This window comes from Kutzneria buriramensis (assembly GCF_003387475.1).
Lineage (GTDB): Bacteria > Actinomycetota > Actinomycetes > Mycobacteriales > Pseudonocardiaceae > Kutzneria > Kutzneria buriramensis.
In genome coordinates this window covers 43,489-65,996 of the sequence record NZ_QUNO01000016.1, presented here as the reverse complement: position 1 = coordinate 65,996, position 22,508 = coordinate 43,489, and the positions used below count along the sequence as shown (strand labels likewise).

Here is a 22,508-nt window from a genome sequence, read left to right as displayed (position 1 = left end):
GGCCGCTACCCGGGACGGTGCGGTCGCCGTCCCGGGCGTCGCGAGGTCGTGCCCGTCTTGCCGGATGTCCTGATACACAACCGGTTTTGGTGAATGTGAGGTTTTCTAACCGTGAATGAGGCGGTGGGCGGCGCCGATCGCCGACTTGTACGCGACGCCCCACGTGTCGCGGGCGATCGCCGCCCGGGCGGCGTTGCCGCCGGGACCGCCGTGCACGCCGCCGCCCGGGTGCGCGGAGGAACTGGCCAGGTAGAGCCGGTCGACGGGGGTGTCAGCACGGCCCAGCCCCGGCGTCGGGCGGAAGATCAGCTGTTGGGCGATGACCGACGTGCCGCCGTTGAGCGCGCCGTCGACCAGGCCGGCGTTGCCGGCCTCGAAGTCCGCCGGGCCCTGCACGTGCCGGCCGATGATCAGGTCGGCGAAGCCGGGGGCGTGCTTGTCGACGATCTGCTGGATCTTGTCCGCGAGCCGCGTCGAGCGGTCCCTGGTCCAGCGTTGTCCTTGCGGCACATGGGTGTAAGCCCACGCGGACTCGGTGCCGGCGGGGGAGCGGGACGGGTCGGCGGTGGTGGTCTGCCCCAGCAGCAGGAATGGGTTGCGCGGCGTGCGGCCGATTGCCATGTCCGCGCAGCAGCCCGACATGGTGTCCATGTCGCCGCCGACGTGCACGAACGCTGCCCCGGCGGCTTCCTTTGCCGCCCAGGGAATCGGGCCGGACAGCGCCCAGTTCACCTTGATGGTGGCGGGATCCCACTGGAATCGCTTCAGATCGTCGAGCAGCCGGGACGGAAGGTGTTCCGCGCCAACGAGGTCGCCGTAGAGTTGCGGCGCGGCGACGTCCGCGAGCACCGCCCTGGTGGCCCGGATGGCCGTGCCCTCGTGATCCCGGACGCCGACGGCAGTGCCGCGGGCGATCAGCACTTCCGTGACGCGGCGGCCGCATTCCACTTGCCCGCCAAGGGATTCCAGCCGTCGCACCAGCGCCGCCGTGATCTTGCCGGCGCCGCCTTCGGGCACCGGATAGCCGAGTTCCTGGCCGATCATCGCCAGCATCCAGCCGAACACGCCGCTGCCAGCGTTGTCGATGCCGGCGTCCACGTGCATCGCGTTGCCGCCCAACAGAAGCCGCGCGCCCTCGCCGGTGAAGTTCTCGGACGCCATCTGCCGCGCCGACAACGTCAGCATCCGTGCCAGACGCAGCGCTTCGGCGGTGCCGGCTGCCCGAACCAGCCGGCCGGCCGGGGCGATCGGCGGGAACGGCCGGAACAGGGCCTCCAGCAACGGAGTTCGCACCGTCAACCACTGCTCGTGCATGCGCCGCCAGGCGTCGGCGTCGCGTGGGTCGAACTCGGCGACGGACTGCGCCGTCCGGTCGAGGTCACGGGACAACGTCACGCCGCGGCCGTCCGGGAGGACGTGGGCCAGGGCGTCCGGCGCGTGCCGCCAGCGCAGGCCGTGCCGTTCGAGGCGGAGGTCCGCGAAGACCGGTGACGCGACGGTCATCGGGAAGCCGGAGCTGCACAGGTCGGTGACGAACCCCGGGGCGGTCACCTCGGCGCTGACCACCGCGCCGCCCGGGTGATCAGCCGCCTCCAGGACGAGCACCCGCCAGCCCCGGTCGGCCAGCAGGTTCGCGGCGACCAGCCCGTTGTGCCCCGCGCCGAAAACCACCGCGTCGAAGTCCATGCCCCATCCTAAGATCGTTCCCGTGCTGGCTCTCTTCGATCTCGACGGAACGCTGGTCGACCGGGCCGTGGGCCTGTGGGCCTGGGCCGACGAGTTCTGCGGGGCGCACGGGCTCGACCCGATCGAGGCCGAGTGGATCGTCGAGGCCGACGGTGACGGGCGTGTGCCCAAGGAGCAGTTCTTCGCCCGGATCCGCGACCGCTACGGCCTCGCCGCGTCAGTGGACGAGCTGTTCGGCCAGTACCGCGATCGCCAGCCGACGCTGATCCCCGTCTACGACGGTGTGCTCGCCGGACTCGCCGAGCTGCGCGCCGCCGGCTGGCGCATCGGCGTCGTCACCAACGGCTACGGCGACGTCCAGACGAACACCCTGACCAGCTCCGGCATCGCCGACCACGTCGACGGCTGGGCGATTTCCGGCCCGGAGGACATCTGGAAGCCCGATGTCCGCCTTTTCGAGATCGCCGCGACCCGCGCCGGCGCGTCGCTCGCCGACGGCGGCTGGATGACCGGTGACAGCGCGCGTGGAGACATCGCCGGGGGCCACGCCGCCGGTCTGCGCACCGTCTGGGTGCACCGCGATCGGCCCTGGCCGGCGGATCTCGATCAGCCCGTTCACCGCGTTTCCACTGCGGCGGAAGCGGTTCCGCTCATACTGGCGAGTTCTCAACTGTGAACGGGTGAACCTTGTTCGGGTCCTGAGCGCCCGGCAGCATGGGAGGTGCGAACGACGTGACAACGTTGTCAAAGCGCTGCCGCCACAGTGCCAGGATGAATGGGGACGACCCGTGGCCAAGAGCTGGCCCCTGACAAGAATCGGCGCAGTGGTGCTCGCCGCCCTGACCGCGGTGGCGCTGGCGGGGCCGACCACCGCCAGCGCCGCCACCACCATCACGATCGACGGCACGCACGGCGGCCGCACGTACGACGGCGTCGGCGCGATCAGCGGCGGCGGTGGCAACTCCCGACTGCTGACCGACTACCCGGAGCCGCAGCGTGGCCAGCTCCTCGACTACCTGTTCAAGCCCGGCTACGGCGCCGACCTGCAGGTGCTGAAGCTGGAGATCGGCGGCGACGCCAACTCCACGGACGGCTCCGAGCCGAGCATCGAGCACACCAAGGGCGCCGTGAACTGCAACGGCGGCTACGAGTGGTGGCTGGCCGAGCAGGCCAAGGCCCGTAACCCCAACATCGAGCTGTACGGGCTCGCCTGGGCCGCCCCCGGCTGGATCGGCGGCGGCAACTTCTGGTCCCAGGACATGGTCGACTACCTGATGACCTGGCTGGGCTGCGCCAAACAGCACGGGCTGACGATCAACTTCCTCGGCGGCTGGAACGAGCGCGGCTACGACAAGGCGTGGTACGAGAACCTGCACAGCACGTTGGCCGCCAAGGGTTTCGGCACCGTGAAGGTCGTCGGCGCGGACTCCGGCTGGGAGATCGCCGACGACATGAAGACCGACGCCACCTTCGCCAAGTCGGTGGACATCGTCGGCGCGCACTACCCGTGCCGCGGCGGCGACGGCGGCGACGCGATCTCGTGCAGCACGACCGCGAACGCGCTGGCCACCGGAAAGCAGTTGTGGGCCAGCGAGAACGGCTCGCAGGACATCAACACCGGCACGGCGGCGCTGATCAGGTCCATCACCCGCGGCTACATCGACGCCAAGATGACCGCCTACCTGAACTGGCCGCTCATCGCCGCGATCTACCCCAACCTGCCGTACTCCACGGTCGGACTGGCGGTCGCGCCGTCACCGTGGTCGGGGGCCTACAGCCTGGGCAAGAGCACCTGGGCCACCGCGCAGGTCACCCAGTTCACCCAGCCCGGCTGGCACTTCATCGACACCGCCAGCGGATACCTCGGCACCAGCGGCAGCTACGTCACCCTGACCGACGGCCACGACTACAGCACCGTCATCGAGACCACCACGGCCACCGCCGCCCAGCCCGTCAGCTTCACGATCACCGGCGGCCTGAAGACGAGCACCGCGCACGTGTGGACGACCGACCTCGGCAGCGGCGCGGACTTCCAGCACAGCGCCGACCTGACGCCGTCCGGCGGCAGCTACTCGCTCACCCTCCAGCCGAACACGATCTACACCATCTCGACGACCACCGGCCAGGGCAAGGGCACCGCCGTCAGTCCCGCCCAGCACGGCCTTTCTTTGCCGTACAACGACAGTTTCGAGTCATACGCCGCCGGCACGGAGGCGAAGTACCTGTCCGACATGCAGGGCTCGTACGAGGTGCAGTCGTGTGTCGGCCGCGGCGGCAAGTGCCTCACCCAGATGGCGCCGATCCGTCCGATCGAGTGGCAGGACGACTCCGACGCGTTCTCGCTGATCGGTGATCAGGACTGGGGCAACTACACCGTCAGCGCCGACGTCCGCCTGGCCAGCGCCGGCACCGTCGAGCTCATGGGCCGAGCCAACGCCCAGTCCCGGCCGCAGTCCCACCAGGACGCGTACTACTTCCGGGTGAGCAACACCGGCGCGTGGTCCATCGTTTCCGGCGACACCACCGGCACCTTGACCACCCTGGCCAGCGGCACCACCACCGCCCTCGGCACCGGTGCGTGGCACACGCTGTCGGTGACGTTCCAGGGCACCACCATCACCGGTTCGGTCGATGGCCACACCGCCGGCACCGCGACCGACGGCCGGTGGACCAATGGCCAGGCCGGCATCGGCATCGTCGGCTACGCCACCGACCAGTTCGACAACCTCGCCATCACGCCCGGCACCGGCTCGTCGACGCGATCCGGCCCCATCACCTCCGGCATCTCCGGCAAGTGCGCCCAGGCCGGGGCCAAGGTCGTGCTGTCCGACTGCGACGGCTCCGCCGCCCAGACGTGGACCGTCCGCAACGGCACGCTCGTGAACGCCGGGCAGTGCATGGACGTCACCGGTCAGGCCACCGCCAACGGCACCCTCGTCGAGCTGTGGGACTGCAACGGCGGCGCCAACCAGCAGTGGTCGCAGGCCGCCGACGGCAGCCTCCACAGCCAGCAGTCCGACAAGTGCCTCGACGACCCCGCCTTCTCCACCACCAACGGCACCCAACTGGAGATCTGGGACTGCAACTCCGGCGCCAACCAGCAATGGCACCTCCCCTAACCCCGGCGAGTCGCGCTCTGAGGCACACCGAATGTAGGTCTCAGGCATAACCCCCGCGAGTCCCGCCCAGCGTCACACCGAATGTCGGCTTCGTGCGGAACTGAGCCTCCGGGCTCAGTTCTGCACGGCCCGCAGCACCGCGTCGAGCAGCCCGGGGAAACGGGTGTCGAGGTCCTCGCGACGCAGCCGGACGATCCGGGTGCGTCCCTCCACAGTGGTCACGGTGACGCCGGCTTCGCGTAGCACGCGGTAGTGGTGGGAGATCGTCGACTTGTGCAGGTCGACGTCGACGTCCCCGCACGGATCGCTGCCGGCCGCCGCCAGCTGCGCGACGATCGCCAGCCGAACCGGGTCGGACAGCGCGTGCATCACCGAGGGCAGGCTGAGGTCGGCCGTCGCCGGATGGAACATCGCACGCACGCCCCGACGCTAGCAGACGGTTTTATGGTTTGATGATCGTGCAACCGTCAAACCGTAGGGGGAGAGATGACCGCCGTGACCGTCCTCGGCCTCGGGCCGATGGGCACCGCCCTGACCAGAGCCTTCGTAACAGCAGGCCACCGGACGACGGCCTGGAGCCGCACCGCGAGCACCCCGGCCCCGGACGGCGCCACCCGGGCATCGACTGCGGCCGAGGCGATCGCGGCCGGTGAGCTGACCGTCGTATGCGTACGGGGCGACGCCGCCGTGGCGGCCGTCCTCGACCCCATCGGCGACCTCACCGGCCGCGTGGTGATCAACCTGACCTCCGGCTCGCCGACCCAGGCCCGCTCTCGGGCGGAGTGGGCCGGCGAGCGCGGTGCCGACTACCTCGCCGGCGCGATCATGACGCCGACGCCGAGCATCGGGACAGCCGCGGCCCTCACGCTGTACAGCGGTCCCGAGTCGATCTACGGGAGGTGGTCCGAGACCCTCGCGGCGCTCGGTGGCACCGCCCGCTACCTCGGCCCGGATCCCGGCCGCGCCGCCGCCTTCGACGTCTCGCTGCTGGACATGTTCTGGCAGTCGGTCAGCGGCATCGTGCACGGCCTGGCACTCGCCCGCGCCGAGGGCATCAGCGGCGCCGACCTGGCGCCGTTCGGCCGTACCATGGCCGGCCTGCTGCCTGACATGGTCGCCGGCTTCGCCGCTCAACTCGACCAGGGCGAGTTCCCGGGGACCCGGTCGACCATCGCCTCGGCGGAGGCCGGCCTGGCCCACATCACGGAAACCGCCGAAGGCCACGGCATCGACGCGTCGGGCCTGCGCGCCGGCCTCGACCTCATCCGCAAGGCAATGGACGCCGGCCACGCCACCGACGGCCTCGCCCGCCTCGCCGACGTCCTGTACCCCGGCGAGTCGCGCGCTCAGACACACCGAATGTAGATCTCAGGCAGAAGCCCCAGCTCACGCCAGCCTCCACCCCGCGAGTCGCGCTCAGCGTCAGACCGAATGTCGGTTTCGTGCAGAACCGAGACCCAAGGCTCATTTCTACACGAAACCGCATTTCGGTGTGTCTGAGAGCGCGACTCGCGGGGGTTCTAGAAGGCGGGGAGGGTGTGCCAGGCTAGGCCGGGGTCGGGGGCGTCGTCGCGGAGGACGGTGCCCTCGATCAGCCCGTACGGGCGGTCCGCCGCGTAGAAGACCTCGTTGTCGTTGGCGAGCCCGAACTTGCTGAGATCGACCACGAAGTGGTGCTTGTTGGGCAGCGACAGCCGCACCTCGGCGATCTCCGACCGCGCCGCCAGCACGGCCTCGCCCATGGCGTACAGCGTCTGCTGCAACGACAAACTGTGCGTCGAGGCGAACGCCTCCAGCAGGGCCTCCCGGGCCTCGACGAAGCTCTTCGCCCAGTCGGCGTCCAGCGACGAGAACCGCCACTGCGCGCTGACTGCCGTCGCCAGGATGCGGTCGTTCGTCTCCGGCAGCGTCGTGTACTTGTCCCGCGGATACCCGTGGAACTCCGACCCGGTCGTCTTCAGCACGATCAGGTCCCGCAGCCCCGACACCACCCACGCCTGGGAACCCTCGATGGTGACGGCGGTGGTCCGCTTCTCGTCGGACCCGCGTACGAAGGAATGGTCGTTGGCGGCGATCCGCCCCCACCCGTGCTCGTCGATCAACACCCGCGCGCCGGTGATCTGCTCGAACGACCCGACGAAGTGCCGGCCCAGCCGCAGCGCGAACTCCTCGATCTCGCCGACCGGCGCCTCCTTGGCGAAGGCGTACACCGTGTTCTTCTGCGTGTCGGTCGGCACGACCCCGGAGTTGTCGCCGGTCAGATGCGTCGCCGCGAGGTCGCCACGCAGCGACGTGCTCACGGTGAGGTCCCGCAGCGTGTGCACGGATCCGTTGCGGGACACCGTCACCAGGCGGTTCTCGGCCTTGCCGTACTGGTTGGGCCCAAGGTGGACGGCCACGCGATCAGCTCCCTCGGTAGCTGGTGAAGGAAAAGGGGCTCAGCAGGACCGGCACGTGGTGGTGCCGGTCGGGGTCGGTGATCCGGAACGTCACGGTCACCTCGGGGAAGAACGACTCGCGCCCGATCCGCGCGAAGTACGTGTCGGTGTCGAAGACCAGCCGGTACACGCCGGCCGCCACGTGCTCGGGGCCGAGCGTTCGGCATCGGCCGTCGGCGTCGGTCACGCCGTCGCCGATGATCCGGCCGTCGGCCTCAAGCCGCACCAGCACGCCCTGCGCCGGCTGGCCCGAAGTGGTGTCGAGGACATGTGTGGTGATCATGCGATGACCTTCGCCAGGCGCAGCAGCGCGATCTTGCCGAGTTCCCGCACGGTGACGGCGAGCTCGGTGTCGGGGTCGTTGGCCAGCCGGGCCCGCAGGTCCGCCAGCAGTTCCACGCCGCTGCGGCCGGCGGCGCAGACCAGGTAGATCCGGCCGAACCGCCGCTCGTACGCGACGTTGGCGGCGAGGAACTCGTCGGCGTTGTCCACTCCGGACTGTTCGGCCCGGGACGTGGCGCTGCCGGTCTTGTCGCCGATGCGCGGGTGGTCGGCCAGCGCGAGCTCGATCTCGTCGGCGGTCAGCGTCGCCGCCGCCCGCTCGGCCACCGCGAACAGCTCCTCGGACGTGCCGTACGGGCGGCCGTCCAGCACGGTCCGCACCCACCGGGGAACCGCCAGGCAGGCCGTGAGCGACGCCTCGTCGAAGTCGAGGTTCATGTCCAGCGACGGTAGAAGCGGCCGCCAACCCGTGTCAACAATTTGTTGAAAACGATCATGGCTGGGACCGGTTCAGGTAGTTGTAGACGGTGAATCGGGTGACGCCCAGCGCGTCGGCCACCGCCGGCACGGACTTGCGCACCTCGAACGCCCCGCGCTCCTCGAGCAGCCGCACGGCCCGCTGCTTGTCGGCGCGCGACAACTCCCGCAGCGGTGCCCCGAGTTCCGACTCGACCTCCGCGATGACCCTTTCGAGCGAACCGATTCCGGTCGACGTCGTCTCGTCGCCACCGGGCACGCCCAAGCGCAAGGTCACGCGGGTCGCGCCGCCGGCCAGCGCCGCGCGGAAGATCTCCGGCAACGCGTCCAACACCTGATCCGACGAGCCGCGCACGGTGGTGCCCAACGGGCCGAGCGTGGTGTCGAGGCCAGCGCGTTGTGCCTGCTCGGCGGCCCGCGACGCGTGCTCGGGCGGCTCGCCGCCGGGCGCTGCGCGAAACGGCTCGGTGGTGAACTCGGCCTCCAGATCCACCGTCGAACCGTAGCGCCGACCGTTGACCGGCCGCAGCGGCGCGTTCTACTCTCTCACTAATCGGAAAACTAATTCCGCGATACGGAAATCGGAGTGATCCGGTGCTTCTCGACGCCAACCTCTCGATCCTGTTCACCGAGCTGCCGCTGCTGGACCGGCCGCGCGCCGCGAAGGAAGCCGGCTTCGACGCCGTGGAGTTCTGGTGGCCGTTCGACACCGCCGACCCGACCCCGGCCGAGGTCGACGCGTTCGTCGACGCCCTCGACGGCGTAGAGCTGGTGGGCCTGAACTTCTTCGCCGGCGACATGCCCGCCGGCGACCGCGGCGTGGTGTCCTGGCCCGGTCGGCAGGCCGAGTTCCACGCCAGCGTGGAGATCGCCGTCGACATCGCGCGCCGAACGGGCTGCCGCACCTTCAACGCCTTGTACGGCAACCGGATCGCCGGCGTATCACCGTCCGAACAGGACGAACTGGCGATCGCCAACCTGACCGTCGCCGCCAGCGCCGTGCAGGCGGTCGGCGGCACGATCGTGCTGGAGCCGCTGTCCGGCGCGCCGGACTACCCGCTGCTGACCGCGGCGGCCGCGCTCGCCGTCGCCGATCGGGTGCCGCTGGACAACGTCGCCCTGCTCTGCGACCTCTACCACCTCGCGGTCAACGGCGACGACCTCGACATCGTGACCACCAAGCACGTCGAACGCATCGGCCACGTGCAGATCGCCGACGCCCCCGGCCGCGGCGAACCCGGCAGCGGGCAGCTCGACCTGCTGCGACACCTGACCACCCTGGCGGCCAGCGGCTACCGCGGGCACGTCGGCGCCGAGTACCGGCCGACCGGCGCGACCGCCGACAGTTTTGGCTGGCTCAAAGCTTTCCAGGAGGACCAATGAGTTTCCTAAGTCAACCCCTCGGTCTTGTTGATCTTGTTGGCGGCGTGGTGGATGTTGGGGTCGTAGCAGGTCTTGTCGCGCCAGCAGGCCCAGATCACGCGCAGCCAGGCGCGGGCGAGGATGCGCACGGCATGCGGGTGGCGTTTGCCGCGTGCTCGGGCGTCGTTGTAGATCGTGGCGGCCCAGTCGCTGCCGTGACGGCTGTTATCAGCGAAAGTCATCAGGGCTTGGCGGGCGCGGCGGTTGACCGCGTGCCGGAAGTTGACCGCGCGGTGCTTGCCGGATTCCTTGGTGACCGGGGCGGCGCCGGTCTCAGCGGCCAACTGCGCGCAGTCGCTGGCGCGTTCGAGCATGGGGCCGATCTCGCCGACGACCTGACCGAGGTTGATGCTGCCGATGCGGGGCAGACCGGCGATCAGGGGCGCGTAAGGGTGGGCCTTGACGGCCTGTGCGATGGCGGTGTCCAACTCACGGATGGTCGCACGCATGGCCCGGACAAGTCGCACCTGGATGCCGACGAGCCGTGTGACGGTCTGCTGGCCCAGCCGGGAGGCAGTGACCGGGGCGGCGCGCAGCCGCTCGATGAGCACGCTGCCGGGGCGTTTGCCGGAGTAGCCGTGCCGTGTGCAGAACCTCTCCAGCCGGCTGGCGGTCAGCGTGGCGGCGGACTCAGGTGTGGGGTAGCGGTCCAGGAAGGCCAGGGCGATGTCGCTGTCCAGGCTGGCGAATACCGCCTTGCCGCCGGGCCAGTGTTCGTCCAGCAGCGCGGTGAGTTGGTTGACCGCGGCGATGCGGGCCTCGATGTGGTCGGCGCGTTGCCGGGTCAGCGCTTGCAGTTCCAGCGTCTCGGGCAGGGTGGGGGCCAGTGTCCGCAGTTGGTGGCCGTCGGTGCGCAGGTAGTCGGCCAGCTTGAACGAGTCGCCGGGATCGCTTTTGGCCCTGGCCGCGCCCCAGCGTGGCCGGATGGCGTTGAAGGCGTTGGGGTGTACGGGAATCACGGGGTGTCCGGCGGCCAGCAGTCGGTCGACGACCAGGCCCCGGGTGGTCTCGATGGCTACTGGCAGGACAGCGGGGTCACCGTGTCGGCGCAGACGGGCCAGTGTGCTGGCTATCCCGGTCTCGGTATGGGCCAGTGCCCATCGGTCGGTCTTCGCCCCGGTGGCGTCGACCACGGTCACATCATGCGAGCCGGTGGCCCAGTCCCATCCCGCGAACACGTGCGCGGTGCTCCTTCTGCAGTGCTGAAGGACCTGCTCGGTGGTGAGGACGCCTGCCGGAAGCTCACTAATCGGCCCTCGACGGGGCATGTTCCTAAGGCCGGTAAGGCGGCCTCGGCCCGGCGAAGCCGGCAGTACTCATTGTGGCCGTCAAGCGGCACGCAACCGTGGCCATGCACCCGCCGGGACCGAGTGGTCACAACCCCATTCATCAGGGCTACAGAAGGGATGGTGGCCTAGTGAGCAAGATCGGCTTCATCGGCCTCGGCATCATGGGCTCGCCGATGGCCGGCCACCTGGCCGCCGCCGGCCACACCGTGACCGGCTTCGACCTGTCCGAACCGGCCCTGGCCAAGCTGGTCGAGTCCGGCGGGCAGCGCGCCGCGAACGTCGCCGAGGCGGTCGCCGGCGCGGAAGTCGTGATCACCATGCTGCCGCAGGACGAGCACGTGCTCGCCGTGACGACCGACGTCATCGCGGCCGGCGGCGACGGTCTGCTGCTGATCGACATGAGCACGATCCGCCCGGAGACGTCGGTAGCCGTCACGGAATCGGCGGCACGCAAGGGAATCCGCGTGCTCGACGCGCCGGTGTCGGGCGGCGAGGCCGGCGCGAAGCAGGCGTCACTGTCCATTATGGTCGGTGGCTCGGATGCGGACTTCGCCGAAGCGCTGCCGCTGTTCGAGGTCCTCGGCAAGACCATCGTGCACGTCGGCCCGACCGGCGCCGGCCAGGTCGTCAAGGCGGCCAACCAGCTCGTCGTCGGCGGCATCTACGCACTGGTCAGCGAGGCGATCGTGCTGCTGGAGGCGGCCGGCGTGGACGCCAGGGCCGGCCTGGACGTGCTCGCCGGCGGCCTGGCCGCCAACCGGATCCTGGACCTCAAGCGCGAGTCCATGATCGCCCGCAACTTCCAGCCGGGCTTCCGCATCGACCTGCACCACAAGGACATGGGCATCGTGCTGGCCGCCGCCCGGCAGGCCGACGTGTCGCTGCCGATGGCCGCCCTGGTCGCCCAGCTGGTCGCCGCCGCCCGTGCCATGGGGCACGGCTCGCTGGACCACTCCGCGCTGCTCAAGGTCGTCGAGACCCTGTCCGGAAGGGACTGACCCATGCCGAAGATCCCCGTCATGCAGGCGGTCGTCGAGGTGCTGGCGTCGGAGGGCGTGGACATCGTCTACGGCTGCCCGGGCGCCGCGATCCTGCCGTTCTACGCGGCGCTGGAGGAGAGCTCCCTACAGCACCTGATCGTGCGCCACGAGGAGGGCGCGACGCACATGGCCGACGGCTGGGCCCGCACCACCGGAAATGTCGGCGTCGCCGTCGGCACCTCCGGCCCGGCCGGCACCAACATGATCACCGGCCTGTACACCGCGCAGGCCGACTCCGTGCCGATCCTGTGCATCACCGGCCAGGCCGTCTCCACCAAGCTGCACCAGGAGGCATTCCAGGCGGTCGACATCGTCGAGATCGCCAAGCCGGTCACCAAGTGGGCGGTGCAGGTCAAGGAGGCGGCGCAGGCCCCGTGGATCTTCCGCGAGGCGTTCCGCATCGCCCGCTCCGGCCGGCCCGGGCCGGTCCTGATCGACCTGCCGCTGGACGTCCAGAAGCAGGAGATCGAGTGGGACGGCGCGATCGACACCCCGCTGCCGATCGAATCCGTTGCCCCGCACCAGCCCCGCGTCGAACGCGCCCTCGACATGCTGCTCGCGGCCGAACGCCCGCTGCTGCTGGCCGGCGGCGGCGTGATCAGCGGCGAGGCGTCGGGAGTGCTGCGCGAGCTGGCCGAGCTGCTCGGCGTGCCGGTGCAGATCACGTTGATGGGCAAGGGATGTCTGCCCGAGGACCACGAGCTGTTCGCCGGCATGGCCGGCATCCAGACCAGCCAGCGCTGGGCCAACGCGCTGTTCCTGGAGTCGGACTTCGTGCTGGCGCTGGGCGCGCGGTTCGGCGACCGGCACACCGGCGACCTCGCCGTCTACCGCGGCGAGCGCAAGTTCGTGCACGTGGATATCGATCCGCTCCAGATCGGCCGTGTGTTCGGGCCGGACCTCGGCATCGTCTCCGACACCAAGCTGTTCCTGGAGGCACTGCTGGACGCCGCCCGTCGCCGGCGAGCAGGGCGGACCTGGCAGCACTGGGCGGCACGAATCGCCCAGTTGCGGCGCGAACTGCCCCGCCGGGACGACTTCGACACCGTGCCGATCAAGGCCCCGCGGGTGTTCCGGGAAATCAACGAGTTCTACGGCCCGGACACCTACTTCGTCACCGCGATCGGGCTCTACCAGATCTGGTCCGGCCAGTTCCAGCGCGCCCACCTGCCCCGGCACTACCAGGTCTGCGGCCAGGCCGGGCCGCTGGGCTGGGAGATCCCGGCCGCAATCGGCGTCCGCACGGCCAAGCCCGACGCCGAGGTGGTCGCGGTGGTCGGCGACTACTCGTTCCAGTTCCTGGTCGAGGAGCTCGCGGTGGCCGCGCAGTACGACATCCCGTTCGTGCTGATCATGCTGAACAACGAGTACCTGGGCCTGATCCGGCAGGCCGAGACCGGCTACAACATGAACTACCAGGTCGACATCCACTACGACGAGTTCGGCGCGGACAACGTCAAGATCATGCAGGCCTACGGCTGCACCGGCCGCCGGGTGTCCGAGCCGTCCGAGATCACCGACGCGCTGGCGTGGGCCCGCAAGGAGGCCGACCGGACCAGCCGACCGGTGCTGGTGGAGATCATGATCGACCGGGCCGCCAACGCGTCGATGGGCAGCGCGCTGAACACCGTCGTCGAGTTCGAGCCGGTCAGCTGACCGATGAGAGTGCTGCTCGCCCCGGACAAGTTCAAGGGCACGCTCGCCGCGGGCCAGGTCGCCGAGCACCTGGCGGCCGGCCTGTGGCGGGCGGATCCGGCGCTGGACGTGCGGGTGGTGCCGGTGGCCGACGGCGGCGAGGGCACGGTGGACGCGGCCTGCGCCGCCGGCTTCGACCGGCTGGTCACGACCGTGACCGGGCCGCTCGGCACGCCGGTCCGCGCGATGCTGGCCGTCCGGTCCGCCACCGCCGTCGTCGAGCTCGCCCAGGCCGCCGGCCTCGGCTGGGGGAGTTCGCCGATGCACGCCACCAGCTACGGCGTCGGAGAGCTGATCAGCCTGGCCATGGATCTCGGCTGTCACCGGATCGTGCTCGGCCTGGGCGGCAGCGCCTGCACCGACGGCGGGGCCGGCATGCTCAGGGCGCTCGGCGCGCTGGTGCTGGACGCCGACGGCGTGCCGGTCGCGCCCGGCGGGGCGGGGCTGACCTACGCCGACACGCTGGATCTGACCGGCCTCGACCCCCGGTTGTCGCTGGTCGAGCTGGTGCTGGCCACCGACGTCGACAATCCCTTGTCGGACGCCGCCCCGGTCTACGGGCCACAAAAAGGCGCCAGCCCGCGTCAGGTCGAATTGCTGGCCAAGGCGCTGGACCGCTGGGCGTCGGTCGTCGGCGGAGATCCGATGCTGCCGGGATCCGGGGCCGCCGGGGGAGTGGGCTACGCCGCGCTGGCGGTGCTCGGCGCCGTCCGCCGGGCCGGCGTCGAAGTGCTGCTGGAGCTGCTCGGCTTCGGCGAGGCCGTGCGGGACGCGGCGCTGGTGATCACCGGCGAGGGCTCGCTGGACGCCCAGTCGCTGCGCGGCAAGGCCCCGGTCGGGGTGGCGCGGGCCGCTCGCGGTGTGCCGGTGGTCGCGGTCGCCGGCGTGTGCTCGCTGACGTCGGATGACCTGGTCGGCACCGGGATCAGCGCCGCGTACGCGCTGACCGACATAGAACCGGACCCGGCCCGCTGCCGCGCGAGACCGGGCCCCTTGCTGGAGCGGATCGCGGAGCGCATCGTGAGAGATCACCTATGCTGCTAGCGGTGGTGAGGAGGATCCCATGTCCACAATGGATCTGACACTGCTGGCGCCCCGTGCGGTCACGCCGGACGGGATCGCCGCGGTCACGGTCGGTGTGCGCAGCGGTCGGATCGCCGCGATCGAGCCGATCGACGCGGACCTGCCGGCGGAGCGCTCGATCCGGCTCGGCGACGACGAGGTGCTGCTGCCGGGGCTGGTGGACACGCACGTGCACGTCAACGATCCCGGCCGCGCCGAGTGGGAGGGTTTCGACACCGCGACCCGCGCGGCGGCGGCCGGCGGCGTCACCACGATCGTCGACATGCCGCTGAACAGCCTGCCGCCGACCGTCGACGCGGACGCGTTGCAGGTCAAGCGCAAGGCGGCGGACGGCCGTGTGCACGTCGACGTCGGCTTCTGGGGCGGCGCGGTGCCGGGCAACCTCGGTGAGCTGCCCCGGCTGCACGCTGGCGGCGTGTTCGGGTTCAAGTGCTTCCTGCTGGACTCCGGCGTGCCGGAGTTCCCGCCGCTCACGCACTTCGAGCTGGCCGACGCGCTGCGCGTGCTGCGGGACGTCGACGCGCTGATGATCGTGCACGCCGAGGACGCCGAGGTGATCGAGGCCGCCCCGCCCTCGTGCGGCCGCCGCTACCGGGACTTCCTCGCCTCGCGGCCCCGTCGCGCGGAGAACGAGGCGATCAAGGCGGTGATCACGCTGGCCCGTCGCACCGGGGCGCGGGTGCACATCCTGCACCTGTCGTCGGCCGACGCGCTGCCGCTGATCGCCGACGCCAAGGCCGAGGGGCTGCGGATCACCGCCGAGACCTGCCCGCACTACCTGACCTTCCACGCCGAGGCCATTCCCGATGGCGCCACCCAGTACAAGTGCTGCCCGCCGATCCGCGAGGACGCCAACCGGGACGCCCTGTGGCAGGGGCTGGCCGATGGCGTGATCGACATCGTGGTCAGCGACCACTCGCCGTGCACGCCGGACCTGAAACGCCTCGACACCGGCGACTTCGGCCACGCGTGGGGCGGTGTCGCCAGCCTCCAGCTCGGGCTGCCGGCCGTCTGGACCGAGGCCCGGCGACGCGGCCACGACCTGGCCCGGGTCGTGGACTGGATGGCCACGAAACCCGCATCGCTGGCGGGATTCGCCCGTAAGGGCCGTATTGCCGTCGGCATGGACGCCGATCTCAGCGTGTTCGCCCCCGACGAGCCGTTCACCGTCGACGTGCACAAGCTCGCCCACCGCAACCCCGTCACCCCGTACCACGGCCGGGACCTGCACGGCATCGTGCGCACCACGCTGCTGCGTGGCCGCGAGGTCTCCGGCGCCCCGTTCGGACAGCTGTTGAGCAGAGGAGACGCATGACACCGGCTTGGACCACGCTTCCCGACCTCGCCTCGCGCCGGCTGGGCGGCGGCGTGCCGTGGGCGAACGACGAGTTCTTCGCGGAGCGGGAGAACCTGATCAAGCCGGAGCCTCCGACGTTCCAGACGTACACGTTCGGCCACAAGGGCCAGGTCTACGACGGCTGGGAGACGCGCCGCCGCCGTGAGCCGGGCGTCGACCAGGCCATCGTCCGGCTCGGGGTGCCCGGGATCGTGCGGGGCGTCATCGTCGACACCGCCTTCTTCAAGGGCAACTACCCGCCCGAGGCGTCCGTCGAGGCCTGCGGTCTGGAGGGCTATCCCAGCACCGCCGAACTCGCCCTGGCCGAGTGGCACCCCATCGTCTCCCGCTCCAAGCTCGCCGGCGACGCCGAGAACGTCTTCGACGTCGACTCCGACCGCCGCTGGACCCATGTCCGACTCACCATCTACCCCGACGGCGGCGTCGCCCGCCTCCGGGTGCACGGCGACCCCGTCGCCGACCCCCGCCTGCTCGCCGGCGCCGTCGACCTCGCCGCGCTGGAGAACGGTGGCGAGATCCTCAACGCCAGCAACGTCTTCTACTCCAAGCCCACCAACCTCATCTCGCCCGGCTTCGCCGCCGTGATGGGCGACGGCTGGGAGACCGCGCGCCGGCGCGACGACGGCAACGACTGGGTGCTGCTCAAGCTGGCCGCCGAGGGCGTGATCACCATTGCCGAGCTGGACACCAGTCACTTCAAGGGAAACGCCCCGGGTTGGGCGTCCGTGAGCGGCTGCGGCGACCGTGTCGACGACCCCGGTTCGTGGTTCGAGTTGCTGCCTCGCACCCGGCTCCAGCCCGACACCCGCCACCGCTTCCCGCTGGACGTCGACCGCCCCGTCAAACACGTCCGGCTCGACGTCTTTCCCGACGGCGGCATGGCCCGGCTCCGTCTCACCGGCACCCCCACCGACGCCGGCCGGTCCTTCCTCCTCCGCCGCTGGTTCAACGCCCTGCCCGCGGATCAGGCCACCGTGATCTTCGACAACAAGGCCGCCGTGGACGCCCGTCCCCTCGACGCGGATCAGCCCTTGCCGCACGTGCTCAGCCGGCTGATTCGGTGACGGTTGTCCCTGGTTTCAGGGAAAACGTGCGCGCGGTTCTCACTCGAAAGAGTGGTTTAATGCGCGGTTGAAGCGGCGCATAACTCCTGGTCAGCGCCGCCGACCGGAGCGGTGAAATGAGCGCGGCTCGACCTCGTGAAACCCTCTCACGCCTTTGGCCTATCGCAGGTGCACGCCATTCGGCTCTAACGTTGACGCCGTACGGCCGATCGCTGCGGAGCAATCACGGAGGGTCCGCAACTTACTGCCAATACCCTGCTGCGGCATGGGTTCTCGGTGGCGGCGACGACCGGGGATCACCGTCGTGACCGGCGCGGATTTCGCCGCGTGAGAAATTCGCGCCGCCGTCGAACGACGTCGCAATCCCTCATTCGTTCCTTCGCATATGAGGAGGATTTGGCGTGCGCCTTCTTCGGGCCCTGAAATCGTGGAAATCCGTCGCCGTTGCAGTGCTGAGCGCGAGCGTGCTCGCGTTCACGGCGACGCCCGCCCTGGCGGCGGGGGAGCTGAACACGATTTCCTACGCGGCATCCGCGATCTGCCTGAGCGGCAATCTCCAGTACGACTACCAGTCGGCCGAATCCGGCACGACGAAGCCCACGGTCACCAAGCCGGTCCGCAACGCGAACGTCGCGCTGTGGGGCGCCGAGAAGTCCACCGACACCCCGCGCCAGCTCACCGCCGACTACCAGTACACCGCCGTCAGCGACGGCGGCTTCAACCTCTGCTACACCCCCAGCGCCACCACCTCGATGAGCAGCATGTGGGTGCGGTTCCGCACCGAGAGCACCAAGCTGTGGAAGGTCACCGACACCACCGGAAACCCCTACACGCTGGACTCGACGGTCCTGACCAACGTCTCCGCCAGCACCGCCCTCGGCGTCCTCAAACCGACCGCGACAGCTGCCCGGGCGTGGCACGCCTTCGACACCGTCAACCTCCTGTGGTGGTCCCGGAACAACCCCGCCAGCATCTGCTGGTCCGCCCACGAGACGAACAACAACGCGTGCACCGAGCTGAACATCCAGTGGACCGCCAACTCGACCGACGGCACGTACTACGACCTGGCCAACACCGTGCACCTGGCCGCCGTCGACCCCGACTCCGAGCACACCGTGCTGCACGAGTCCGGCCACTTCCTGATGCACCGCCTGTACAACGGATGGTGGCCGACGATCACCAACTGCAACCCGCACTACATCAACCTGGCCAGCTCCCGCACCTGCTCGTGGACCGAGGCCTTCGCCGACTCCACCGCCGCCTACCTGCTCGGTGACTACCGCTACGTGTTTCCCAACGGGAGCAGCTACAGCTTCACCTACACCACCGGCTGGCACACCGGTGACCAGGTCCAGGGCAACGTCGACGGCTCGCTGCTCGATCTGTGGCGCAACGTCGACGGCGGCTGGAACAGCACCATCACCCTGCTGACCTCGCAGACCCCGTCCACCTTCCCGGACTTCTGGGCCGACCGCGCCGCCGCCAGTCCGCCGCTGTCCACCACCGGGGCCGCGCTCAACTTCGTCGCCGCCCACACCATCGACTACGGCCCCACGATCGTGGGCGACGGCCAGTACCACGGCCTCACCAACGGCGGCGGCCTGGCCCTGGAACACGCGGGCCAGTGCGCCAACTCCAGCAACGTCGTCGCCGATCTCAACGCCTACGACTCCACGCACGCCTCGGAGAAGTGGAAGCTGGACCCGAACTCGGACGGCACGGCCAGGATCTACGACAGCTGCCCGACGCCCCTCACGCTGACCGCTCCCACCACCGCCGGCGCCCAGGCCACGCTGACCGCCTTCGACCCCACCAGCCGCTACCAGAAGTGGAAGGTCACCAGCAACGGCAGCGGCAACCTGACGATCACCAACCCGGCGACCGGCTACGTGCTCGACAGCGCCGCCGTCAGCGCTGGCGCCGCCGTGACCGTCAACTCGGCCAGCAGCGCCAACAGCCAGGACTGGGCCACCCTCTGACGGCCGTCCTCAGTCCGGTCCGGCCTCGTTGATCACGCCGAAGGGCACGTGCACGCTCGGCACCTCCCTGGACGTCAGGTTCAGCGGCTGATCGTCGAAGAAGATGTGCGGCTTCAACACGTCCAGGATGCCGGCTTTGCCGACGCCGCCGAGGAAGAAGGCGTCGTTGACCATCACGCCCCACCGTTTGAGACTCGTCACGGCCCGCACGTGCGCCGGCGCGCTGCGGGCCGTGACGATGGAGACCCGAACCCGGTTGCGGTAGTCGGGATTGGCCAATCGGTACTGCTCCTCCTGGCGCTGGATCCGGTTGACCGCGGCGAGGAAGTTCTTGAGCGGCCCCGGTTCCAGCGGCGTGACGGCGTTGGCGACCTCGTGGCTCTGGAAGCCGTCCAGGCCGTGGGCCTGCATCACGCGCTCGGACTCGTCGCTCGCCAGCACGCCGTCGAAGTCGAAGGCGATGCGCAGCTCGTCGTCGGACTCGTCGTCGACGAAGGTCGAGTCCAGCACCCGGCCCGCCGGCAGACCGAGCTCCACCGCCTGCCGCACGTCCGCGTCATCGGCCGACAGGAACAGGCTCATGTTCAGCGCGGGCATGAAGCGATAGGGCGCGCGACCCTGAGTGAAGATCGCGCGGGTGATCGGCAGCCGGTGGTGCGCGACCGACTCCATCACCCGCAGCCCGGTGTCGGGATCGTTGCGGGACAACACGATCACCTCGACCGGACTCACGTCGTCGAGCGACAGCAGCCGGCGCGCGAACGGGTACGCGACGCCGGGTGCGAGCGGCTCGTCGCGGTGCGCCTCCTGGTAGCGGCGATACGCCTCCTCGCCGTCCTGCCGGAACACCGCGTCCGACTCGGTCAGATCGAACAGCGCGCTGGAGGCGATGCCGATGACCAGGTGATTCCCGAGGTCGTACCCCACCGCCCTATTCTGCCGCGTTCAACGCGTCGATCAAGGCCGGCGCGGTCGCCCCGTCGAGGGACTCGCGGATGATGTCCGCGTGGCCGGCGTGTCGGGCGGTCTCCTCGATCAGGTGCAGCAGGATCCAGCGGGCGTTCCACTGTCCCGCCTCGGGCAGCGCGCAGGTGACGTCCAGCGACGGCAGGGCGTTGAGGATCTCCTCGGTGCGGCGGGCCGTTTCCCGGTAGGCCGCGAGGTGGCCGGCGATCGTGTCGTCGGGGCCGAGGGTGAACTCCTTCGACCAGTCCGCCGGCGGCCACTCACCGGGCAGTTCCTGACCGGCGAGCGCGGCGAGCACCCATCGGCGTTCCGTCCGGTTCGCATGACGGAGCAGCGCAAGCACCGACAGCGCGCTCGCCGTGGACGTCTTGCCGGCGTCGGCGTCGCTCAGGCCCTGCACGCCGGCCATCAGCGCCTCGCGCTGGTTGGCCAGGAACTGGAGGAGGGCCGCCCGCTCGTCGGCGCCGACCGGGGGAGTCATCAGGGTTGCCATGGGCCCATCCTCACCGACAGGACTGACAGCTACTGACAGGTTTTCGCGGTTCGGCCCTTCCATGCGCCGCCGCGGCCCATCCAGTGCCGACGCGCCGAGTCCACCGTCATCGCCGTGTACAGCACGGCCACGACCGGCAGCACCGGCGCCAGCAACCACGGCAGCCGGTAGAACCGCAGCATCGGCACGTACATGCCGGCCATCACCGCCCACGCGAGCAGCCCCAGCAGCCGCACGTCCGTCGGGCCGATGATCACCGCCAGCGGCGGCACCACGAAGATCAACGCCAGACCGAGCACGCATCCCACCAGCAGCAGCGGCGACGTCCGCAGCTGCGTGTAAGCGGATCGGGCCACCATGTTCCAGAGGTCCGCCAGCCTCGGATACGGCCGGCGACTGGTGATCGACGTGGTCAGCCCCAGCCACGTCCGGTTGCCGGCGTCCTTCAGCAGCCGCCCGAACGCCACGTCGTCGATCAACGCGTCCTTGATCGCCGCCAGCCCGCCCGCCGCCTCCAGCGCCTCCTGCCGCACCAGCATGCAGCCGCCGGCCGCAGCCCCCAGCCGTGACCTGCGGTCGTTCACGCGGGCGAACGGGTAGAGCAGGCTGAAGAAGTACACGAACGCCGGCACGATCAGGCGCTCCCACACCGTTTCCGTACGCAGCAACGCCATCTGCGACACCAGCGCCCGATCGTCGCCGAGCGCCGCCGCCACCAGCGACCGCACTCCGTCCGGCGGATGCGCGATGTCGGCATCCGTGAACAGCAGGTACTCGCCGTCGGTGGCCGCGCGAACCCCGGTCTCCATCGCCGCCACCTTGCCCGCCCAGCCCGCCGGTGGGCCCTCGCTGCGCACGATGTCCAGCCGGCCCGTGCCCACCGCCAGCGCCACCTCCGCCGTGCCGTCCGTGCTGGCGTCGTCCACCAGCACCACCCGGTACGGCCCCGGGTAGTCCTGGCGCAGCAGCGTCGGCAACGTCTCGGCCAGGATGTCCGCCTCGTCGCGGGCCGGCACCACCGCCACCACCGCCGGCCATCGCTGCGGCTGCCGGCTCGCCTTCGGCAGCAGCACCGACGTCCGCCAGAAGCCGCCGTGCGCCAGCAACAGGTACAGCCAGGCCAGTGCCGCCACCCCGGTCACGATCACCACCCGGCCGAGTATTGCCGATCTTGCCGGTTTGCCCGCCGCGACAGACCGAGGAGACTGGGCTCGTGATGATCCGGAAGAGCGGTGTCGACCAGAAGGCGACCGTGGCGCGGCTGGTCGCGGCGGTCGAACGCCGTGAGCTGACGGTGTTCGTACACGTCGACCACGCCGAGCATGCCCACCGGGCGGGGCTGGAGTTGCCGCCGACGGACGTGCTGGTGTTCGGCAATCCCCGTGCCGGCACGCCGCTGATGGCGACCGATCCCCGTGTCGCCATCGACCTGCCGCTGCGCATGCTGGTGTGGGAGGACGCCTCCGGCCTGGTGTTCGTCGGCCACCACGACCCGCGCGAGCTGGCCGTCACCTACGAGCTGGTCGAACAGCAGGCGATCCTGGAGCGGATGGCCGACCTGCTCGACGCGATCTCCACCGAAGCCGCCGGTTCCTGAGTAGTGCTACGGATGGCCGCCGATCCCTCCGACCGCCAGACTGGCCATCGTGAGTGATCGGAAACCGTCGTTGCCGCTCGCCGTCGGGATCGGCGGCGCGTTGCTCGGCATCGGCACGGGTTGGCTCTGGGTGGCGGTCGCCGATCACTTCGTGGCCCGGTGCGCCGCGGCGAACGCGGTCAACCCCGAGAGCATGTGCGGGTTTGAGGTCATCTTCTGGGCACCGGCCATGGTGGTGATCGCGGCCGTCGTCAACTGCCTCGTCGGCTGGATCACGCTGGCGGCCGCTGAGGTCCGGCCGCGGGGTGGCATGGTGGCCGCAGTCCCCGCGCTGACGTTCCTCGCCGCCCTGACCTGCGCCGGCCTCGGGGCCGGCGTGTGGCTGGCCTTCATCGTCCCGGTCGTCGTACTCGGCGGCGGAATGGCCGGTCTCTGCTACCTGTCCGAAGCCCGCCGGCCCGACCGCTCACGTCCGGATCTGCGCCCCCTGCCGGTCGACAACGACCAGTCCAACTGATCCC

The 22,508-nt window shown here is 70.2% G+C and carries 22 protein-coding genes; 12 read left to right on the top strand and 10 right to left on the bottom strand.

Going from position 1 to position 22,508, the window contains the following annotated elements; all coding sequences use genetic code 11:
• Positions 1-105: 105 nt before the first annotated feature.
• Entirely contained in the window at positions 106-1,686 is a 1,581-nt protein-coding gene (locus BCF44_RS38860; protein WP_116179503.1) for a phytoene desaturase family protein, read from the bottom strand.
• 22 nt (positions 1,687-1,708) lie between these two features.
• Between BCF44_RS38860 and BCF44_RS38855 the strand changes: the two genes are divergently transcribed.
• Together BCF44_RS38855 and BCF44_RS38850 are read left to right on the top strand one after the other, a co-directional pair.
• Complete coding sequence (locus tag BCF44_RS38855; RefSeq protein WP_170217978.1) at positions 1,709-2,362, top strand: HAD family hydrolase; 654 nt, start codon at positions 1,709-1,711, stop codon at positions 2,360-2,362.
• 112 nt (positions 2,363-2,474) lie between these two features.
• Entirely contained in the window at positions 2,475-4,805 is a 2,331-nt protein-coding gene (locus tag BCF44_RS38850) for a ricin-type beta-trefoil lectin domain protein (RefSeq protein ID WP_246016058.1), read from the top strand.
• A 114-nt stretch (positions 4,806-4,919) separates the two neighbouring features.
• On the opposite strand, the gene BCF44_RS38845 is transcribed toward BCF44_RS38850, so the two are convergent.
• Positions 4,920-5,216, bottom strand: a complete 297-nt coding sequence (locus BCF44_RS38845) for an ArsR/SmtB family transcription factor (protein ID WP_116179678.1) — start codon at positions 5,214-5,216, stop codon at positions 4,920-4,922.
• 75 nt (positions 5,217-5,291) lie between these two features.
• On the opposite strand from BCF44_RS38845, the gene BCF44_RS38840 reads away from it, so the two are divergent.
• Positions 5,292-6,170, top strand: coding sequence for an NAD(P)-dependent oxidoreductase (locus BCF44_RS38840; RefSeq protein ID WP_116179501.1), 879 nt, complete (start codon positions 5,292-5,294; stop codon positions 6,168-6,170).
• Between the two features lie 155 nt (positions 6,171-6,325).
• Here the strand turns inward: BCF44_RS38840 and pucL are convergent, their stop codons facing one another.
• The 4 genes from pucL to BCF44_RS38820 are packed head-to-tail and all read right to left on the bottom strand — an operon-like array spanning position 6,326 to position 8,495.
• A complete protein-coding gene (gene pucL, locus BCF44_RS38835) occupies positions 6,326-7,204 on the bottom strand; it encodes a factor-independent urate hydroxylase (protein ID WP_116179500.1) in 879 nt (292 codons plus the stop codon).
• A gap of 4 nt (positions 7,205-7,208) precedes the next feature.
• Positions 7,209-7,526 (bottom strand): hydroxyisourate hydrolase, encoded by a 318-nt coding sequence (uraH, locus tag BCF44_RS38830; protein WP_116179499.1) that lies wholly within the window; start codon positions 7,524-7,526, stop codon positions 7,209-7,211.
• On the bottom strand, positions 7,523-7,963 hold the full coding sequence (gene uraD / locus BCF44_RS38825) for a 2-oxo-4-hydroxy-4-carboxy-5-ureidoimidazoline decarboxylase (protein WP_116179498.1): 441 nt from the start codon (positions 7,961-7,963) through the stop codon (positions 7,523-7,525). The genes uraH and uraD overlap by 4 nt, the downstream gene beginning before the upstream one ends.
• A 55-nt stretch (positions 7,964-8,018) precedes the next feature.
• A complete protein-coding gene (locus tag BCF44_RS38820; RefSeq protein WP_116179497.1) occupies positions 8,019-8,495 on the bottom strand; it encodes a helix-turn-helix domain-containing protein in 477 nt (158 codons plus the stop codon).
• Between the two features lie 101 nt (positions 8,496-8,596).
• Between BCF44_RS38820 and BCF44_RS38815 the strand changes: the two genes are divergently transcribed.
• Positions 8,597-9,385 carry a hydroxypyruvate isomerase family protein gene (locus BCF44_RS38815; protein ID WP_116179496.1) on the top strand — a complete coding sequence of 263 codons (789 nt, stop codon included), beginning with the start codon at positions 8,597-8,599 and terminating at the stop codon, positions 9,383-9,385.
• Positions 9,386-9,390: 5 nt separating this feature from the next.
• On the opposite strand, the gene BCF44_RS38810 is transcribed toward BCF44_RS38815, so the two are convergent.
• Entirely contained in the window at positions 9,391-10,602 is a 1,212-nt protein-coding gene (locus BCF44_RS38810; RefSeq protein WP_116179495.1) for an IS110 family RNA-guided transposase, read from the bottom strand.
• Positions 10,603-10,841: 239 nt separating this feature from the next.
• Between BCF44_RS38810 and BCF44_RS38805 the strand changes: the two genes are divergently transcribed.
• The 6 genes from BCF44_RS38805 (at position 10,842) to BCF44_RS55990 (ending at position 18,931) form a co-directional block, all read left to right on the top strand.
• Positions 10,842-11,711 carry an NAD(P)-dependent oxidoreductase gene (locus tag BCF44_RS38805; RefSeq protein ID WP_116179494.1) on the top strand — a complete coding sequence of 290 codons (870 nt, stop codon included), beginning with the start codon at positions 10,842-10,844 and terminating at the stop codon, positions 11,709-11,711.
• A gap of 3 nt (positions 11,712-11,714) precedes the next feature.
• Positions 11,715-13,409, top strand: a complete 1,695-nt coding sequence (gcl, locus tag BCF44_RS38800) for a glyoxylate carboligase (RefSeq protein WP_116179493.1) — start codon at positions 11,715-11,717, stop codon at positions 13,407-13,409.
• A 3-nt stretch (positions 13,410-13,412) separates the two neighbouring features.
• Positions 13,413-14,492, top strand: a complete 1,080-nt coding sequence (locus BCF44_RS38795) for a glycerate kinase (RefSeq protein WP_116179492.1) — start codon at positions 13,413-13,415, stop codon at positions 14,490-14,492.
• A gap of 28 nt (positions 14,493-14,520) precedes the next feature.
• A complete protein-coding gene (allB, locus tag BCF44_RS38790; RefSeq protein WP_116179491.1) occupies positions 14,521-15,846 on the top strand; it encodes an allantoinase AllB in 1,326 nt (441 codons plus the stop codon).
• Positions 15,843-16,952: an allantoicase gene (gene alc / locus BCF44_RS38785; RefSeq protein WP_116179490.1), complete on the top strand. Its 1,110-nt coding sequence runs from the start codon at positions 15,843-15,845 to the stop codon at positions 16,950-16,952. The genes allB and alc overlap by 4 nt, the downstream gene beginning before the upstream one ends.
• Before the next feature lie 401 nt (positions 16,953-17,353).
• Positions 17,354-18,931, top strand: coding sequence for a ricin-type beta-trefoil lectin domain protein (locus BCF44_RS55990; RefSeq protein WP_170217976.1), 1,578 nt, complete (start codon positions 17,354-17,356; stop codon positions 18,929-18,931).
• Positions 18,932-18,940: 9 nt separating this feature from the next.
• Here the strand turns inward: BCF44_RS55990 and BCF44_RS38775 are convergent, their stop codons facing one another.
• The 3 genes from BCF44_RS38775 to BCF44_RS38765 are packed head-to-tail and all read right to left on the bottom strand — an operon-like array spanning position 18,941 to position 21,541.
• Complete coding sequence (locus BCF44_RS38775) at positions 18,941-19,858, bottom strand: 5'-nucleotidase (protein WP_116179489.1); 918 nt, start codon at positions 19,856-19,858, stop codon at positions 18,941-18,943.
• Positions 19,859-19,862: 4 nt separating this feature from the next.
• Positions 19,863-20,390 carry a DinB family protein gene (locus BCF44_RS38770; RefSeq protein WP_246016057.1) on the bottom strand — a complete coding sequence of 176 codons (528 nt, stop codon included), beginning with the start codon at positions 20,388-20,390 and terminating at the stop codon, positions 19,863-19,865.
• A 29-nt stretch (positions 20,391-20,419) separates the two neighbouring features.
• The gene (locus tag BCF44_RS38765) at positions 20,420-21,541 is read right to left on the bottom strand and encodes a glycosyltransferase (protein WP_116179488.1); all 1,122 of its coding nucleotides are present in this window, start codon (positions 21,539-21,541) and stop codon (positions 20,420-20,422) included.
• Between the two features lie 65 nt (positions 21,542-21,606).
• Here BCF44_RS38765 and BCF44_RS38760 point away from each other — a divergent pair, with 65 nt between their 5' ends.
• Entirely contained in the window at positions 21,607-21,987 is a 381-nt protein-coding gene (locus BCF44_RS38760) for a DUF302 domain-containing protein (protein WP_246016073.1), read from the top strand.
• Between the two features lie 49 nt (positions 21,988-22,036).
• A complete protein-coding gene (locus tag BCF44_RS38755; RefSeq protein ID WP_116179486.1) occupies positions 22,037-22,504 on the top strand; it encodes a hypothetical protein in 468 nt (155 codons plus the stop codon).
• Positions 22,505-22,508: the final 4 nt, after the last annotated feature.